This window comes from Erwinia aphidicola (assembly GCF_024169515.1).
Lineage (GTDB): Bacteria > Pseudomonadota > Gammaproteobacteria > Enterobacterales > Enterobacteriaceae > Erwinia > Erwinia aphidicola.
This window is the reverse complement of sequence record NZ_JAMKCQ010000001.1, coordinates 343,730-360,183: the sequence shown is the minus strand read 5'-3', so window position 1 is coordinate 360,183 and position 16,454 is coordinate 343,730. Positions and strand designations below refer to the sequence as shown.

Genomic DNA, 16,454 nt, shown 5'->3' with positions numbered 1-16,454 from the left:
AGAACCTTCTGGCGCCACGCCTATCAAATCCTTCCGCCCCTTTTTTCCGCCTTTGTTAGACTGTAAGGATTGGGTAAAAGCGGCTGCTAATTCGTCGGTTTAAGGCGAAAATGGCGGCTATATCATTGAGAGATCCTGTATGAAAATTTTACTGGTCGATGACGACCTCGAATTGGGCACCATGCTCAGTCAGTATCTGATTGCGGAAGGTTTTGACGCCTCGCTGGTTCTGACCGGCAAAGCGGGCGTGGATGGGGCGCTATCTGGCCAGTACCACGCGATGATCCTTGATATTATGCTGCCGGATATGAGTGGGATTGACGTGCTGCGCCAGGTACGACAGAACAGCCGCCTGCCGGTGATTATGCTGACCGCCAAGGGCGACAACATCGATCGCGTGATCGGCCTTGAGATGGGTGCGGATGACTATATGCCGAAGCCATGCTACCCGCGCGAGCTGGTGGCGCGCCTGCGGGCGGTGCTGCGCCGCGTGGAGGAGCAGCCCGTGGTTATTGAGAATAAAGATGTTATCGCCTGGGGCGAGCTGACGCTTAATCCGGCCACGCGCATCAGCGAGTGGCAGCAAAAGCCCTTTGACCTGACGGCATCGGAGTTCAACCTGCTGGACCTGCTGCTGCGCTCGCCGGACCGCGTGGTGTCGAAAGATGAACTCTCTGAAAAGGGGTTAGGCCGCCCGCGTGAAGCTTACGACCGCAGCGTGGACGTGCATATCAGTAATATCCGCCAGAAGCTGGCCGCGCTGACCCATGACACCATCAATATTGAGACGGTGCGCAGTATCGGCTACCGTATCCGATGAAAACCGGCTTCCGCGGCTTCCTGTTTTGGAAGATCCTGATCGGCTTCTGGCTCACCTATATCGCTATTACCCAGCTGCTTTGGCTGGGTTTTAGCTTATATGGCAAGCATCATGAGCCGCCAGAAAACATGGCCACTAAGCGCATCGTTAATTTGCAGATGACGTCGGCCGTCTCGGTGCTGCAGCGCGGCGGGATGGAGGCGCTGAACGATATGATGGTCGACTGGCCGCCTAACGACCGGCGTTTCTTCTCGGTCAAAGTGGTGGCGTCACCGCCGCCGCAGCTTCAGCCGCGCGATGAACTCAACCGCGATCTGGGGCCGGGTGAGTTTCCCAAAGAGGTAACGGAGTGGGTCAAAGGGGCCGATGGCCGCCAGTATCAGCTGAGCTACGACGTGGCGGGGCTGCGCGCTGACAGCTCCATGGGCAGGCATCCTCACAGCATCCTGAACATGCCGGAACCGCTGTTTATCGTCGGCATGGTGTGTGGCCTGCTGTTCAGCCTGATCCTTGCCTGGAACCTGACGCGCCCGATGCGCCAGCTGCGCGCCGGCTTTGCCCGCGTTTCAAAAGGTGACCTTTCGGTGCGTCTGTTCCCGCAGATGCGCCGCCGCCACGATGAGCTGTCGGTGGTGGCGCAGGACTTTGATGCCATGGTCGAGCGCCTGTCGGTGCTGGTCAGCGCCCGTGAGGAGCTGCTGCACGATGTCTCGCACGAGCTGCGCTCACCGCTGGCACGTTTGCAGCTGGCGACCGGGCTGGCGCGCCAGACGCCGGAATCGGTTGGTGCTTCGCTCGACCGCATTGATGAAGAAGCCCGGCGCCTGGATAAAATGATCGGCGAATTGCTGACGCTGTCGCGAGCAGAGCATCAGGCGCTGCCGGATGAGCAGTATTTCGACCTGCTGGGGCTGCTGGAAGCGGTGGCGAACGATGCGCGTTATGAAGCACAGGTTCCCGGCGTTGAAATCCTGTTGTACGCTGATGAGCAGCAGGATTACACCGTCAAAGGGGATGCTAATCTGATCCGCTCGGCGGTGGAGAATGTGGTGCGTAATGCGCTGCGCTTCTCGCTGCAAGGCCAGCAGGTGCAGATAAACCTGCGCCAGGAGCAGGGCTGGCTGATTATCAGCGTGCGCGATCGCGGGCCGGGGGTGGAGGCGGATAAGCTTTCCAGCATTTTCGACCCGTTTGTGCGCGTAAACTCGCCCCTTTCAGGTAAAGGCTATGGCCTTGGGTTATCCATCGTGCGTAAAGTCGTGGCGGCCCATCGGGGTGACGTCAGCGCAATGAATGCCCGTGACGGCGGACTGGAAATCACTCTTCGCCTGCCGCACTGGGTGGTATAAGTATTTAAAGAGGAAACGTCATGAGCGGTGTGAGCAGCGCCAGACAACAGGAAGTGCAGCGCATAGTCGATGCGTTATCAGTGGCTATTGCACAGCATCGGTTAAAACCGGGAGTACGTCTGGTTGAGTCACAAATTGTGGAGGCGTTATCGGCCAATCGCAATCACGTCCAGGCCGCGCTGCAGCGGCTGGCGCTTCAGAAAATTGTGACGATCGCGCCAAATCGCGGCGCGCGGGTTGCACGGCCGCAGGCGCGTGAGGCCAGAGAAGTGTTTATTGCCCGTCGAGCGATTGAAGGCGCAATGATTGCCGCAATTACCCCCGAAAAACTGGCGTGCCATCAGGCCGAAATCGATGCCCATATGCAGGCGGAAAAGCGCGCCATCGCCGGTGAAGATCGCCGTGATATCGTGCGTGAACTGAGCCAGTTCCACCTGCTGCTGGCGAGGATCAGCGATAATCAGGTACTGATTGAGATGCTGGAAAACCTGATGGTGCGCAGCTCGTTAATCGTGGCGTTGTATCAGCGCAATGACAGCCCCGCCTGTCAGTGTCAGGAGCACAGTGCAGTGATTAACGCGTTGAAAGCAGGGGAGGTGGCAGATGCTCAGGCGATGATGAATGAGCACCTGCTTCAGCTGGAGCACCAGCTGGATCTGGATGACACCCCGCTGAATGCCCTCAGCCTGCGTGATGCGCTGCTCTCCAGCTCTTAACCCGGTATCACTGGCATAAAAAAAAGCCCCCCGCAGCTGCCTGCGGGGGGCTTTTGACGTTAACGATAGCGTTACTTCTTGATGCGGATAACCGGAGTTTCACCCACTACAACGCTACCCGTCAGCTTAACCAGCTCTTTGATCTCATCCATATTGGAGATCACCACTGGCGTCAGCGTCGATTTTGCTTTCTCTTCCAGCAGAGCCAGATCGAACTCAATCACGACGTCGCCTTTTTTCACTTTCTGGCCTTCTTCAGCGATGCGCTTGAAGCCTTCGCCTTTCAGCTCAACGGTATCGATACCGAAGTGGACGAACAGCTCAATGCCATTGTCAGATTCGATGGAAAAAGCATGATTGGTTTCGAAAATCTTACCGATGGTGCCATCGACCGGCGCAACCATTTTATTGCCAGTAGGTTTGATAGCGATACCGTCGCCAACAATTTTCTCCGCAAACACGACGTCCGGTACATCTTCGATATTAACGATTTCGCCAGACAGCGGTGCTACGATCTCAATGGCACCAGATGCGGAATCTGACTTATCGCCAAAAAGTTTTGAAAACAAACCCATGTTCTTCTCCTAAGCAGTAATATTGGGCCAGCGTGTCAGGCTTCAGCAGAGTGTTTTTTCTTCAATGAACTTGTTGACCAGGTTCATCAACTCGTCCGCTGTCGGTTGAGCCAGAGCCTGCTCTGCCAATGCCTTCGCATCTTCAAAATTCGTATTACGAATAATTTTCTTGATGCGTGGGATAGAAATGGCACTCATGCTGAATTCGTCCAGCCCCATTCCCAATAACAGTAGTGTAGCACGTTCGTCGCCTGCCAGCTCACCGCACATACCAGTCCACTTGCCTTCGGCATGAGAAGCATCAATAACCTGCTTAATCAGCGTCAGAACGGAAGGAGACATTGGGTTGTAGAGATGGGAAATCAGGTCGTTACCACGATCCACGGCCAGAGTATACTGCGTCAGGTCGTTTGTCCCAATACTAAAGAAATCAACTTCTTTTGCCAGATGGTGAGCGATAACGGCCGAGGCAGGGGTTTCCACCATAATGCCGACTTCAATGCTCTCATCGAAGGATTTGCTTTCAGCACGCAGCTGAGCTTTCAGCGTTTCAAGTTCGGCTTTCAGGAAGCGTACTTCTTCAACGGAAATCACCATCGGGAACATGATGCGCAGCTTGCCAAAGGAGGAGGCACGCAGGATCGCGCGCAGCTGGGCATGCAGAATTTCTTTGCGGTCCATGCAGATACGGATTGCGCGCCAGCCGAGGAACGGGTTGTCTTCTTTCGGCAGGTTCATGTACGGCAGATCTTTGTCACCGCCGATATCCATAGTACGCACGATCACCGCCTGAGAACCCACAGCTTCCGCGACGGCTTTATACGCCTGGAACTGTTCTTCTTCGGTTGGCAGTGAGTCACGGTCCATAAACAGGAACTCGGTGCGGTACAGACCTACGCCTTCCGCGCCGTTGCGCTCTGCACCGGCCACGTCGCGTACGGTACCGATGTTGGCGCAGACTTCAACCTGGTGACCGTCAAGCGTCACGGCAGGCAGATCTTTCAGCTTCGCCAGCTCGTTTTTCTCGCTGAGATACTGGTGAGCGACCGCTTTCAGCTCTTCGATTTTCTCAGGCGTTGGATTCACGTACACCTGGTTATTAACGCCATCGAGGATCAGGAAGTCGTCGTTTTTTACCTGGTTGGTCACATCGCCGGTACCTACGATAGCGGGCAGCTCAAGTGAGCGGGCCATAATCGAGGTGTGTGAGGTGCGGCCACCGATATCGGTGATAAAGCCAAGCACTTTATTCAGGTTCAGCTGCGCGGTTTCTGATGGCGTCAGATCTTTCGCGATCAGTAGAACTTCTTCGTTGATAGCGCTGAGGTCAACGATATGCAGACCAAGGATATTTTGCAGCAGGCGTTTACCGATATCACGGACGTCGGCAGCACGCTCTTTCAGATATTCGTCATCGAGCTCTTCCAGCGCTTTCGCCTGGCCTTCGATCACGGAAAAGGCAGCGGCATCCGCTGTGGCATGCTCGTCTTTAATCAGGGCAATGATTTCCTGCTCAAGCTCTTCATCTTCCAGCAGCATGATATGCCCCTCGAAGATCGCTTCTTTCTCTTCACCGAAGGTTTCCCCGGCTTTGATTTTGATCGCTTCCAGCTGCACGGCAGCCTTTTTACGACCATCAAGAAAACGCTGAACTTCCTGATCGACCTGGTCGGCAGTAATCTTCTTCCGGTTGATGATAATCTCATCTTCTTTCAGCAGAAGCGCCTTGCCAAAAGCGATACCCGGTGATGCTAAAATGCCTGAAATCATAACCCTACCTTTTCTTTCTCTGATAATCATCTGAAGCAAAGTAGCCCAGATGACTGCATCGGTTGATCCACTCAGCGAGCCGGAACAGAATGCAATGTGAGTTGACTACTTTCGGCTACTTTACGAAAGCAACATCGCGGACGTACTGTCCGCGATCAATATTGCAATCATCTGTCCTGAAACACTGCGCTGGACAGCTGGAAAGTGTGCTGATTACTCGAGTTCAGCCATCAGTTTAACCAGATGCTCAACGGCTTTCTGCTCATCTTCGCCTTCTGCTGACAGGGTAACAACGGTGCCCTGAGTCAGACCCAGCGTCTGCAGCTTGAACAGGCTTTTGGCGCTGGCAGATTTGCCGTTAGAAGTAACGGTGATTTCGGAAGAGAAGGCTTTCGCTTCTTTAACGAACTGAGCTGCTGGACGAGTGTGCAGGCCGTTTGGTGCGGTAATGGTGACTTCTTGCTGGAACATTATGTTTCCCCAACTTCATGGTTTGGTGTTGTTGATCCAAAGTCTAGCCTGGGGGCATGACTTTAGCCTGTATTGAGTCGCGCTGGCATGGTATGAAGACTGGCCAAAAAATGCGCTGGTAAGGTGGAGTTAAGATTGAGTGAAAATCCGGGATTTCCGCCTCGCTTTTCCGCCTACCATTATGCCGCGATTACCTTTCAGCGCCAAACCAGTAAATCGATTCAGCTTGATCCAGTTCACGCCGCGATTAATTTTACGGATCGAAATAATTGGCAGTCTAAATACCAGACACACGAGGGTAAAATCAATCTGCAGGGTGACAAAAGTTTGACGCAGTCCACAAAAAAGCACCCGTTCGGGTGCTTTTTCAGACAATTTCATCCAGCCGGCATTACTGCTGCAATTCTTTCTCAGTAAACAGGTCCGCAAACAGGGCGGTTGACAGGTAACGCTCGCCGGAAGAGGGCAGGATTACCACGATATTTTTGTTGGCGAACGCCTCGTCTTCCTGCAGTTTCAGCGCGGCAGCAACGGCTGCCCCGGAAGAGATACCGGCAAGAATACCTTCCTCTTCCATCAGACGACGTGCGGTGGAGATCGCCTCTTCATTGGTGATGGCGACCACGCGGTCAACCAGGTTGAGATCGAGGTTGCCAGGAATGAAGCCAGCGCCGATACCCTGAATTTTATGCGGGCCAGGTTTGATCTCTTCACCAGCAATTGCCTGAGCAATGACCGGCGAGTCGGTCGGTTCCACTGCCACGGTGATAAGGTCTTTTTTGCCTTTGGTGTTTTTGATGTAGCGGCTCACCCCGGTCAGGGTGCCACCGGTACCAACACCGGCAATAAAGACATCCACTTCGCCATCGGTATCTTCCCAGATTTCCGGGCCGGTGGTTTTTTCGTGGATCTCCGGGTTTGCCGGGTTGCTGAACTGCTGTAGCAGCACGAATTTATCCGGGTCACTGGCAACAATCTCTTCTGCCTTGCTGATTGCCCCTTTCATGCCTTTCGCACCTTCGGTCAGCACCAGGTTAGCGCCGAGTGCTTTCAGCAGTTTACGGCGCTCAACGCTCATGGTTTCCGGCATGGTTAGCGTCAGCTTATAACCGCGTGCTGCTGCCACATAGGCCAGCGCAATACCGGTGTTGCCGCTGGTCGGCTCCACCAGTTCGATGCCCGGTTTCAGAATTCCCCGTTTTTCCGCGTCCCAAATCATATTGGCACCGATACGGCATTTGATACTAAAGCTAGGGTTACGCGATTCAACTTTAGCCAGAATGCGTCCATTACCGATGCGGTTCAGTCGAACCAGCGGCGTATGACCGATTGTTAAAGAGTTGTCTTCATAGATCTTGCTCATAGCCTGTCCTTAACTGTCTGAAATTTTGGGATTGGCTTAGAGCATACCTTGTTCAATTTCACAAGGAAGTGAAGAAATCGTATATAGATATGTTCGCTGGAAATAAGCCCTGCCGAAATGGCATAAGGGGCATCTGTAAGCATGAGGAATCAATGCGCAGAGGGCGAACACTGAAGTTTTACCAGGAATATTGGGTTGAATATCATCGCGCCATGACAGGTTTCAGGAGGGAGGGCTGCTTTCCGCACGGCCATCCCTGGCCGTGAGCCTGCTGCAATCAGCGGGGGGAGAGAACGTTTAGCGATGCAGTGCCAGCTGCGCGCGGTAACGATCGACCCACATCGCGGTAGCGCCGCAAACGGCGACGGGCAGGATCACCAAATTCAGAACAGGGATGAGGGTAAACAGGCTGACCAGCGCGCCGAACTGCATATTGTCGGTCTTATTTTGACGCAGGGCAGAGCGCATCTGGCGGAAACTGACCTTGTGGTTATCAAACGGATAGTCGCAGTACTGAATCGATAGCATCCAGGCGCTAAACAGGAACCACAGCACCGGTGCAACGGTTTGACCAAAACCTGGGACAAAATAGAGCAACAGCAGGACCAGCGCACGCGGCAGATAGTAAGCCAGTTTCTGCCATTCACGCTTCATTATGCGCGGCAGATCTTTCACCAGCCCGCTCCAGCCGCTGTCCGGCAGCGGTTTACCGGTCAACCTTCCTTCCAGCTGTTCCGCCAGTAGCCCGCAGAACGGTGCAGCAATCCAGTTGGCAATAGTGGAGAAAAAGTAGCTAAAGACTAAAATGATCGACAACACCACCAGTGGCCAGAGCAGATAGCTCAGCCACTGAAGCCAGCCGGGAACCAGCGCCATCAACTCTGGTATCCACTGGCCCATGCGGTGGAACAACCAGACAAAGGCGCCACCCATCAGGACGATATTCACTAACAGTGGAAGAATGACAAAACGACGGATGCCAGGCAGGCGGATCAGTTTCCATCCCTGAGCAAAATAGTGCACGCCGTTGTATGCGGGGTCGGAATTGTGATGTGACATGGACGGTTTTTCTCCATTATTCGGGCAGGCTGAGGCTATCATAACCCAGCTTTTTCTACTTACCAGGTGCCCTTTGCGCGAAAAAACAGCAAAAAAGCACACCTGGTACGTGATATTTGTCAGAAAATACTGCACGGACTTGCACTTGTGTACTCGGGCAAATACAGTTAGAGGATAAAGTTTGCCGCGGTGGCAAGGTATTGGAACAACAGAGAATACAATGATGCAGGATTTGCGTCTGATATTAATCGTTGTTGGCGCGATCGCCATAATAGCGCTTTTACTGCACGGCTTGTGGACCAGCCGTAAAGAGCGCTCATCGGTTTTTCGCGATCGCCCGCACAAGCGTTTAAAGCAGGACAGAGAAGAAGCGTTCGAGGATGATGAAGAGGGCGTGGGTGAAGTGCGCGTACAGCGTAACCAGCCTGAGCCAACGGACACCTCCCTGGGTGGATTTAATGCCGGGGATGAGCCGCCGCGTCAGCCCAAACCACGTCAGCAGCCAGAACCTGTGCGTCATCAGCCACAAATTGATGAGCAGCCAGAGCTGGATCCGCTGTTTGGCGGTGAGTTGCCGCACGCGCCGGAACCTGAATACGATGAACCGGAAGTTTCAGCGCCGGTGCGTCAGCCTGAGCCTGCTCGCCCGGCCGTCACGCGTGAGCCTGTTAGCCCGCCCGCTGCGCCTGTGCAGCCAGCAGTGACGGAACCGACGGTTGAAGAGATTGCTGAGCAGAAGCGTGAAGAAGCGCGGCGTAAAGAGACCGTTCTGGTACTGCACGTTTCGGCCCACGCCGGTGGCGTGATCAACGGTGAAGCGCTGCTGCAGGGCGTATTGCAGGCTGGCTTCCAGTTTGGCGAAATGAACATCTTCCATCGTCATCTGAACCCAGCGGGCAGCGGCCCGGTCCTGTTCAGCCTGGCGAATATGGTCAAGCCAGGGTCGTTCAACCCGGATAACATGTCCGAGTTTTCCACCCCGGGGGTCTCTATCTTTATGATGGTGCCGTCGTACGGTGATGCCCATCAGAATTTCAAGCTGATGCTGCAATCCGCACAGCGCATCGCCGACGATGTTGGTGGCGTGGTGCTGGATGATGAACGCCGCATGATGACGCCGCAAAAGCTGGAAACTTACAAGGCGCGCATCCGCGACGTTATTGACGCTAACAGCCTCTGAGTTTCCCGCTATAATCGAACTCTTCCCAAACCCCCGTCTTCGGGGGTTTTTTATCTTTGATGGTGCCGCTATGGAATCCGTACAACAACAACTCACCCATCTGCGAACCCAGCTTCGCCACCACGAATACCAGTACCACGTGCTTGATGCCCCCGAAGTCCCCGATGCGGAATATGACCGTCTGATGGCGGAGCTGCGCGCGCTGGAAGCTGAGCATCCTGAACTCATCACCAGCGATTCCCCGACCCAGCGCGTCGGGGCTGCGCCATTAAGCGCCTTCGAGCAGGTGCGTCATGAAGTGCCCATGCTGTCGCTGGATAATGCCTTTGATGAAGAGAGCTACCTGGCATTTAACAAGCGCGTGCAGGATCGCCTGAAAAGCGTGGATGAGATCACCTTCTGCTGCGAGCTGAAGCTCGACGGACTGGCGGTCAGCCTGCTGTATGAGAACGGCGAACTGGTGCGCGCTGCCACCCGTGGCGACGGCACCACTGGCGAAAATATCACGGCTAACGTGCGCACTATTCGCGCCATCCCACTGCGCCTGCGCGGGGAGAATATTCCAGCCCGCGTCGAAGTGCGCGGCGAAGTGTTTATGCCGCAGCCTGGCTTCGAAAAGATGAACGACGAAGCGCGCCGCACCGGCAATAAGGTGTTCGCCAACCCGCGTAACGCCGCCGCCGGGTCGCTGCGCCAGCTTGACCCGCGTATCACCGCCAAACGCCCGCTGACCTTCTTCTGCTACGGTCTTGGCCTGCTGGAAGGCGGTGACATGCCGCGTAGCCATATCGGGCGCTTGCAGCAGTTTAAAGCCTGGGGATTACCGGTCAGTGAACGCGTGCGCCTGTGCCACACCGCGGAAGAAGTGCTGGCGTTTTACCATCAGGTGGAGGCCGACCGCCCGAATCTCGGCTTTGATATCGATGGCGTGGTGATCAAAGTCGATTCGCTCGATCTGCAGGAGCAGCTCGGCTTTGTGGCACGCGCACCGCGCTGGGCGGTGGCGTTTAAATTCCCGGCGCAGGAGCAGATGACCGTGGTGCGCGACGTTGAATTCCAGGTGGGCCGCACCGGCGCGATTACTCCCGTAGCGCGCCTGGAGCCGGTGCTGGTCGCGGGCGTGATGGTGAGTAACGCCACGCTGCATAACGCCGATGAAATTGAACGCCTCGGCCTGAAGATTGGTGACCGCGTGGTGATCCGTCGCGCGGGTGATGTGATTCCCCAGGTGGTCAGCGTGGTGGAGAGCGCGCAACAGGCGCGTGAAGTGCAGTTCCCGACGCACTGCCCGGTCTGCGGCTCGGACGTTGAGCGCGTTGAGGGAGAGGTCGTTGCCCGCTGTACCGGCGGTCTGATCTGCGGCGCGCAGCGCAAAGGGGCGCTTAAACACTTTGTGTCGCGCCGGGCGCTGGATATCGACGGCATGGGCGAGAAGATCATCGACCAGCTGGTGGATAAAGAGTACGTGAAAAATCCGGCGGATCTGTTCGATCTCACCCCCGGCAAGCTGACCGGGCTGGATCGTATGGGGCCGAAGTCGGCACAGAACGTCGTCGACGCGCTGGCGAAAGCTAAACAAACCACCTTTGCCCGCTTCCTCTATGCGCTGGGCATCAGTGAAGTTGGTGAAGCCACCGCTGCTAACCTCGCCGCGCATTTCGGTACCCTGGAGGCGTTAATGGCCGCCGATCTGGAGGCGTTAATCGCCGTACCGGACGTGGGCAAGGTGGTCGCCAGCCACGTGCGTAACTTTATGGATGAAGAGAGCAACCGTGAGGTGATCCGCCTGCTGGTCGAGAAAGCCGGCATCCACTGGCCGGAAGTGGTAGTGGTGAAAGCCGAAGAGATCGACAGCCCGTTCGCCGGGAAAACCGTGGTGCTGACCGGCTCGCTCAGCATTCTCTCGCGCGACGAAGCGAAAGACCGGCTGGTGGCGCTGGGGGCGAAAGTCAGCGGCAGCGTGTCGAAGAAAACCGATCTGGTGATTGCCGGGGAAGCCGCCGGCTCCAAGCTGGTCAAAGCGCAGGAGCTGGGGATTGAGGTGATCGACGAAGCAGAAATGATCCGCTTACTGGGCGAGTGACATGGAAAAACAACACCTGATTGAGATCGCCAATACCGTCATGCCCTACGGCAAATACAAAGGGCGGGTGCTGATCGACCTGCCGGAAGAGTATCTGCTGTGGTTTGCGCGTAAAGATGAGTTCCCGCAGGGGCATCTGGGGGAGCTGATGCAGATCGCGCTGGCGATTAAAATCGAAGGTCTGGAAGGGCTGGTGAAACCGCTTAAGCGCTAGCTTAAACAGTTGATTTGCACCTTAAACAACCTTAGCCATGCGGCAACTGGCACTTTTTACGCGATATCATCGTCAGCTAATGATGATTTTAGCTAAAAGGAACGTTAATGCCGCGTTTAAGTGCTTATATTCTTACTCTGGCTGGCCTCACCGGCGCTGCTTGCTCTACCGCTGCCTGGGCTGATTGTGGTAATCCGCAAGACAGCTTCAGCAGTGTTATCCCCTGCTATCGTGCAGCGCTGGCATCCGAACCGCTGGACTACCACTGGCTAGGCAGCGAAAATCTCGAGCAGCTGGAACTGCGCCACTATTCACTCAACTCTCAGTCCTGGTCACCGGCAGGGTTGGTTCAGCCTGCAGTATGGCAGCACGATGTTGATATCTATATTCCGCAGAATGCGCTTTCCGCCCGGGCGGTGGTATTTATTAATAACGGCACCAATAATCCCGAACCGGGTAAGCCGGCCAAAGCCTCAACCGATATGACCAGAGAGAAATTAGCCTCGCTGGCGCGTAATACCCGCTCGATTATTGTCTCAGTCAGCAATGTCCCGAATCAGCTTCTCACTTACGCTAACGATGCGCAGGCTAAAGCGGAAGATGACAGCGTGGCGCACAGCTGGTCTATTTTTATGCAAGATCCGCAGGCAACGCCAACGATCCCGCTGCACGTACCGATGGCGGCCACGGTGTCGCAGGTGATGAATCTGGCAGAGCGCGAGCTTGATGAGTGGCAGGTGAAAAAATTCATTGTTTCCGGTATTTCAAAACGCGGCTGGACCACATGGCTGGCGGCGATAGCCGATCCTCGCGTTGAGGCTATTGCACCGTTTGCCATTGATTTACTGGGTATTCGCCCTGCGCTAAAGCATATGTATCGCAGCTATGGTAATAACTGGCCAGTGGCATTTTATCCCTATTTCCAAAAAGGGGTGGATACCAGCGTGGAAACGCCACAGTTTGCTGAGTTAATGAAAATTGAAGACCCGCTGGAATATAAAGACAGCGCGTACGGTCAGCGTCTGGAGATCCCTAAATATATTATCAATGCCAGCGGTGATGACTTCTATGTCCCTGATAATAGCCGTTTCTACTTTGACCAGCTGCCGGGGCAAAAATCCCTGCGTATGGCACCCAACAGCGGGCATGCAGGTATCCGTGACTTCGCCGAGCAGTCATTAACCCATTTTGTGAATCGAATCCAGCAGTCGCAGCCGCTGCCGGTGGTAACAACGGCATTGCAGGAGAGCCAGCTAAAAGTAACATTCTCCGAGTCACCCAAAGAGCTTAAGCTCTGGCAGGCAGTAAACCCGGAAGCGCGTGATTTCCGCCACTCCTGTCAGATTGAATACCAGGCAGAAGCGCTGCCGATTAGCGAATCGCTGAATATCAAATTAGCATCACCGGAGAAAGGCTGGCAGGCAACCTACGTTGAAGCCATCTTCGCAGATGGTTTTGTTGCCACAACGCCGGTCTATATTACTCCGGATGATAAATATCCGACGGTTGCGCCAGCGGAGAATGGCCCGGCCTGTAAGACGCTGCCGGGACGTGGCCTGGGGGAAAGTCAGGAATAAAGAGGGGTAACCGTCGCAGCCGCTCGGTCTGCGACGGTAAGTGTGGCACGTTACTTCTGCGATTCAACCACCGCTTTACTACTCGTGGTGGCTTTTTCCCCGGTGGCCAGCTTCTCTCCCGCCTTCTTATAGCGCTGCGCCAGCATTGAACAGACCATCAGCTGCACCTGGTGGAAGATCATCAGCGGCAGAACGATAATCCCCACCGCCGCGGACGGGAACAGAATGTTCGCCATCGGTACGCCGTTTGCCAGGCTCTTTTTCGAGCCGCAGAACAGAATGGTGATCTCATCCGCCCGATTAAAGCCGAACAGCTTCGCGGCGGCCAGGTTAACGGCCAGCACCACAAACAGCAGGCCAAGGCTGCCGACCACAATCCATACCAGGGTCATCGCCCCCACGCGGTGCCAGATACCGTTGACCACCGCTTCACTAAAGGCGGAGTAAACTACCAGCAGAATCGACGCCTGGTCAGTTTTACCAATCAGGCCACGGTTGCGCTCAACCCATCCGGCAATCCAGCGGCGCGACAGATGACCAATCACGAACGGCACCAGCAGCTGCAGCATAATGCGACCGATCTGCGCCAGGCTGCCGCCCGGGACGTCGCTGTGGACGTTCATCAGCAGGCCAACCAGCAGAGGAGAGATAAATACCCCCAGCAGGCTGGAAGCCGAAGCGCTGCACACCGCCGCCGCAACGTTCCCCCCGGCCAGAGAGGTCAGGGCAATCGATGACTGAACGGTAGCCGGCAGGATCGACAGATACATAAAGCCGGTATAAATCTCGGTGCTGAGATTAAGCGGATGCCACCAGACAAACAGCATGCCCAGCGCCGGGAACATGACGAAGGTGCTGAACATTACCCACAGGTGCAGACGCCAGTGGCCGCCGCCGGCGATGATTTTCTCCCGCGACAGCTTGGCGCCGTGCATAAAGAACAGCAGGGCGATCGCGGCGGTAGTCAGCCACTCAAAGAAATCAACAAAATGGCCGCGCGCAGGCAGGAAAGAGGCCAGCAGCACGGTGATAATCAGTTTCAACATCAGTGGGTCGATACGAAAAATACGCATGTTAATGCCCGGTTAAAAAAACATGCGGCTATTGTGCGCTGAGGAGGTTTAGAAATAAAATTGATTTATTGAATTCATATATGAGAAAAATCGATGAATTATACGCTTCGTCAGCTGCGCGTGTTTGTTGCCGTGGCCCAGCAGGGCAGTTTCAGCCAGGCGGGGCAGCTGATTGGCCTGAGCCAGTCTGCCGTCAGCCATAGCATTAAAGAGTTGGAAAACGAAATGGGTATTCGCCTGCTGGATCGCACTACCCGTGAAGTGCTGCTGACCGAAGCAGGTGAGCAGCTCGCCAGCCGCCTTGAACGCCTGTTAGAGGAGCTGAACAACACGCTGCTGGATGTGCGCAGCTACGGGCAGCAGCGCAGCGGGACGGTGCGTGTGGCAGCCAGCCAGACCATCTCCGCACACCTGATGCCGCAGTGCCTGGCGGCTGGGCAGCTGCATTACCCGGAGATCAAAGTGATGCTGCGCGACCGCCCTCAGCAGTGGGTGCTGCAAAGCATTCGCAATGCGGAAGTGGATTTTGGCATTGTCGTCGGGCCACTGCAGGCCGACGATCTGGAGTCGGAGGCGATCCTCGATGAACCCTTTCTGCTGCTGTGCCGTCAGGATGACCCGCTGGCAGCGCAGGCGACCATCCACTGGCATATGCTGAATCAGCGCACGCTGGTATTACAGGATTATGCGTCCGGTAGCCGGGTGCTGATTGATGAGGCACTGCGCGTGCAGCAGGTGCAGGCGGAAATCGCCCAGGAGATTGGCCATCCGGCCACGCTTTACCCGATGGTGGAAGCAGGGATTGGTATCAGCATTTTGCCTGCATTGGCCCTGCCGTTACCGCAGGGCAGGCCGCTGATGGTCAAGCGCATTCTGCCGGAAATAAATCGCACCATTATGCTGATACGGCGTAAAAACCGCTCGCTGACGCCTGCGGCAGAAGCTATCTGGCAGGAAGTGCGTCAGCAGGCGGAACTGCTGACGCAACAGCGGGCCAGTGCGCCGCCGTTTTAGATATAAACGTTCAGCGTATTGGTTGCCGTTGGGCGGTTAACGCCGTCAGCAACTTTACTGCTGCCGCTATCAGGCTGCTTACTCGCTTCCTGCTTTTCCGCCGCTTTTTCCGCCTGCTGCTGCTGGATTTGCGCCAGCTGTGCCTGCAGCATCGCGATCTGGCCTTCGATCATCTGCTGCTGCTCAGACTTCTGCTCATCCGTCAGCTCATGGTCATCACTCAGGCTTTTAAGCTGGTTTTCCAGCGCGATGATTTGCTTGGTGATGCTGGTGGTTTGTGAAGCTGAGCTGCCGCTGCCTGAACTGCTGGCGACGCTGCTACTGCTGCCGATAGTGCTCATCTCTGTCTCCTTTGTCATTAACCAATACGGGTTATCGGACGGGATCGCATAAGACTTGAGGCGTTAAAGCGTAAAAGGAGTGATAAGAAAGTGCAAAGAGGGGCAGGGTGACCAGTAAAGTTGGGGGAATTGCGCGGCAAATACGGGACGACCAGAAAAGCGGTCGTCCCCTACGAAACCCGGCGCGATATGCGACTTACCAGCCTGTAGTGGCTGACCCTCTTTTTCGGTCAGCCAGAATCGCACAGAATCGCACATAGCAAAAAGGCGCCTTTGGGCGCCTTCTTACATTGGTGGGTCGTGCAGGATAACTCGGCTTCGCCTCGCCCTTCGGGTCGTTGCTGGCGCAACGCTGTCTCACTGCGTTCGACCCGAACCTGCTGCAGGTTCGAACCCCGCCCGAATCGCATATAGCAAAAAGGCGCCTTTAGGGCGCCTTCTTACATTGGTGGGTCGTGCAGGATTCGAACCTGCGACCAATTGATTAAAAGTCAACTGCTCTACCAACTGAGCTAACGACCCGATATGGTGGGTGATGACGGGCTCGAACCGCCGACCCCCTCCGTGTAAAGGAGATGCTCTACCAACTGAGCTAATCACCCATATCGTCACGCGGGCCAGAAATCTTACTGAGATATGGTGGGTGATGACGGGCTCGAACCGCCGACCCCCTCCGTGTAAAGGAGATGCTCTACCAACTGAGCTAATCACCCATATCTCGAATCTCTGGGTACTGCATTTTCGCGGGCATCATTCATCAAATGATGGTGGGTGATGACGGGCTCGAACCGCCGACCCCCTCCGTGTAAAGGAGATGCTCTACCAACTGAGCTAATCACCCCCGCTGTG

The 16,454-nt window shown here is 55.4% G+C and carries 16 protein-coding genes, 4 tRNA genes and 1 other RNA gene; 8 read left to right on the top strand and 13 right to left on the bottom strand.

What is annotated here, in order from left to right:
- The first annotated feature begins 139 nt into the window (after window positions 1–139).
- The 3 genes from J2Y91_RS01540 to J2Y91_RS01530 are packed head-to-tail and all read left to right on the top strand — an operon-like array spanning window position 140 to window position 2,885.
- Complete coding sequence (locus J2Y91_RS01540; protein ID WP_048915263.1) at window positions 140–820, top strand: response regulator transcription factor; 681 nt, start codon at window positions 140–142, stop codon at window positions 818–820.
- A complete protein-coding gene (locus J2Y91_RS01535; protein WP_133623116.1) occupies window positions 817–2,169 on the top strand; it encodes an ATP-binding protein in 1,353 nt (450 codons plus the stop codon). The genes J2Y91_RS01540 and J2Y91_RS01535 overlap by 4 nt, the downstream gene beginning before the upstream one ends.
- 20 nt (window positions 2,170–2,189) lie before the next feature.
- On the top strand, window positions 2,190–2,885 hold the full coding sequence (locus J2Y91_RS01530) for a GntR family transcriptional regulator (RefSeq protein WP_133623117.1): 696 nt from the start codon (window positions 2,190–2,192) through the stop codon (window positions 2,883–2,885).
- Window positions 2,886–2,956: 71 nt separating this feature from the next.
- On the opposite strand, the gene crr is transcribed toward J2Y91_RS01530, so the two are convergent.
- From crr to cysZ, 6 genes are all read right to left on the bottom strand, one after another.
- The gene (gene crr, locus J2Y91_RS01525; RefSeq protein ID WP_012440843.1) at window positions 2,957–3,460 is read right to left on the bottom strand and encodes a PTS glucose transporter subunit IIA; all 504 of its coding nucleotides are present in this window, start codon (window positions 3,458–3,460) and stop codon (window positions 2,957–2,959) included.
- 42 nt (window positions 3,461–3,502) lie between these two features.
- Window positions 3,503–5,230 carry a phosphoenolpyruvate-protein phosphotransferase PtsI gene (ptsI, locus tag J2Y91_RS01520; RefSeq protein WP_048915266.1) on the bottom strand — a complete coding sequence of 576 codons (1,728 nt, stop codon included), beginning with the start codon at window positions 5,228–5,230 and terminating at the stop codon, window positions 3,503–3,505.
- 213 nt (window positions 5,231–5,443) lie between these two features.
- Entirely contained in the window at window positions 5,444–5,701 is a 258-nt protein-coding gene (ptsH, locus tag J2Y91_RS01515) for a phosphocarrier protein Hpr (RefSeq protein WP_048915267.1), read from the bottom strand.
- A 129-nt stretch (window positions 5,702–5,830) separates the two neighbouring features.
- Window positions 5,831–6,082 (bottom strand): hypothetical protein, encoded by a 252-nt coding sequence (locus tag J2Y91_RS01510; RefSeq protein WP_208864921.1) that lies wholly within the window; start codon window positions 6,080–6,082, stop codon window positions 5,831–5,833.
- Between the two features lie 10 nt (window positions 6,083–6,092).
- Complete coding sequence (gene cysK, locus J2Y91_RS01505) at window positions 6,093–7,064, bottom strand: cysteine synthase A (RefSeq protein ID WP_048915268.1); 972 nt, start codon at window positions 7,062–7,064, stop codon at window positions 6,093–6,095.
- Between the two features lie 297 nt (window positions 7,065–7,361).
- Entirely contained in the window at window positions 7,362–8,123 is a 762-nt protein-coding gene (gene cysZ, locus J2Y91_RS01500; RefSeq protein WP_133623118.1) for a sulfate transporter CysZ, read from the bottom strand.
- Window positions 8,124–8,343: 220 nt separating this feature from the next.
- Here cysZ and zipA point away from each other — a divergent pair, with 220 nt between their 5' ends.
- The 4 genes from zipA (at window position 8,344) to J2Y91_RS01480 (ending at window position 13,177) form a co-directional block, all read left to right on the top strand.
- On the top strand, window positions 8,344–9,303 hold the full coding sequence (gene zipA / locus J2Y91_RS01495) for a cell division protein ZipA (protein ID WP_133623119.1): 960 nt from the start codon (window positions 8,344–8,346) through the stop codon (window positions 9,301–9,303).
- 70 nt (window positions 9,304–9,373) lie between these two features.
- Window positions 9,374–11,386 (top strand): NAD-dependent DNA ligase LigA, encoded by a 2,013-nt coding sequence (ligA, locus tag J2Y91_RS01490; RefSeq protein ID WP_133623120.1) that lies wholly within the window; start codon window positions 9,374–9,376, stop codon window positions 11,384–11,386.
- Window position 11,387: 1 nt separating this feature from the next.
- Window positions 11,388–11,600, top strand: coding sequence for a DUF3820 family protein (locus J2Y91_RS01485; RefSeq protein ID WP_048915272.1), 213 nt, complete (start codon window positions 11,388–11,390; stop codon window positions 11,598–11,600).
- A 107-nt stretch (window positions 11,601–11,707) separates the two neighbouring features.
- A complete protein-coding gene (locus tag J2Y91_RS01480) occupies window positions 11,708–13,177 on the top strand; it encodes a PhoPQ-activated pathogenicity-related family protein (protein ID WP_133623121.1) in 1,470 nt (489 codons plus the stop codon).
- 50 nt (window positions 13,178–13,227) lie between these two features.
- Here the strand turns inward: J2Y91_RS01480 and J2Y91_RS01475 are convergent, their stop codons facing one another.
- The gene (locus J2Y91_RS01475) at window positions 13,228–14,250 is read right to left on the bottom strand and encodes a bile acid:sodium symporter family protein (RefSeq protein WP_133623122.1); all 1,023 of its coding nucleotides are present in this window, start codon (window positions 14,248–14,250) and stop codon (window positions 13,228–13,230) included.
- Between the two features lie 93 nt (window positions 14,251–14,343).
- Between J2Y91_RS01475 and J2Y91_RS01470 the strand changes: the two genes are divergently transcribed.
- Window positions 14,344–15,264 carry a LysR family transcriptional regulator gene (locus J2Y91_RS01470; RefSeq protein WP_048915277.1) on the top strand — a complete coding sequence of 307 codons (921 nt, stop codon included), beginning with the start codon at window positions 14,344–14,346 and terminating at the stop codon, window positions 15,262–15,264.
- Here the strand turns inward: J2Y91_RS01470 and J2Y91_RS01465 are convergent.
- From J2Y91_RS01465 to J2Y91_RS01440, 6 genes are all read right to left on the bottom strand, one after another.
- Entirely contained in the window at window positions 15,261–15,605 is a 345-nt protein-coding gene (locus J2Y91_RS01465; RefSeq protein ID WP_048915278.1) for a FlxA-like family protein, read from the bottom strand. The genes J2Y91_RS01470 and J2Y91_RS01465 overlap by 4 nt on opposite strands.
- Window positions 15,606–15,896: 291 nt before the next feature.
- A non-coding RNA gene (locus tag J2Y91_RS01460) (RtT sRNA) lies at window positions 15,897–16,020 on the bottom strand.
- A 31-nt stretch (window positions 16,021–16,051) separates the two neighbouring features.
- A tRNA-Lys gene (locus tag J2Y91_RS01455) sits at window positions 16,052–16,127 on the bottom strand.
- A 4-nt stretch (window positions 16,128–16,131) separates the two neighbouring features.
- A tRNA-Val gene (locus tag J2Y91_RS01450) sits at window positions 16,132–16,207 on the bottom strand.
- Window positions 16,208–16,242: 35 nt separating this feature from the next.
- Window positions 16,243–16,318, bottom strand: a tRNA-Val gene (locus tag J2Y91_RS01445).
- 52 nt (window positions 16,319–16,370) lie between these two features.
- Window positions 16,371–16,446: transfer RNA gene (locus J2Y91_RS01440), tRNA-Val, on the bottom strand.
- Window positions 16,447–16,454: the final 8 nt, after the last annotated feature.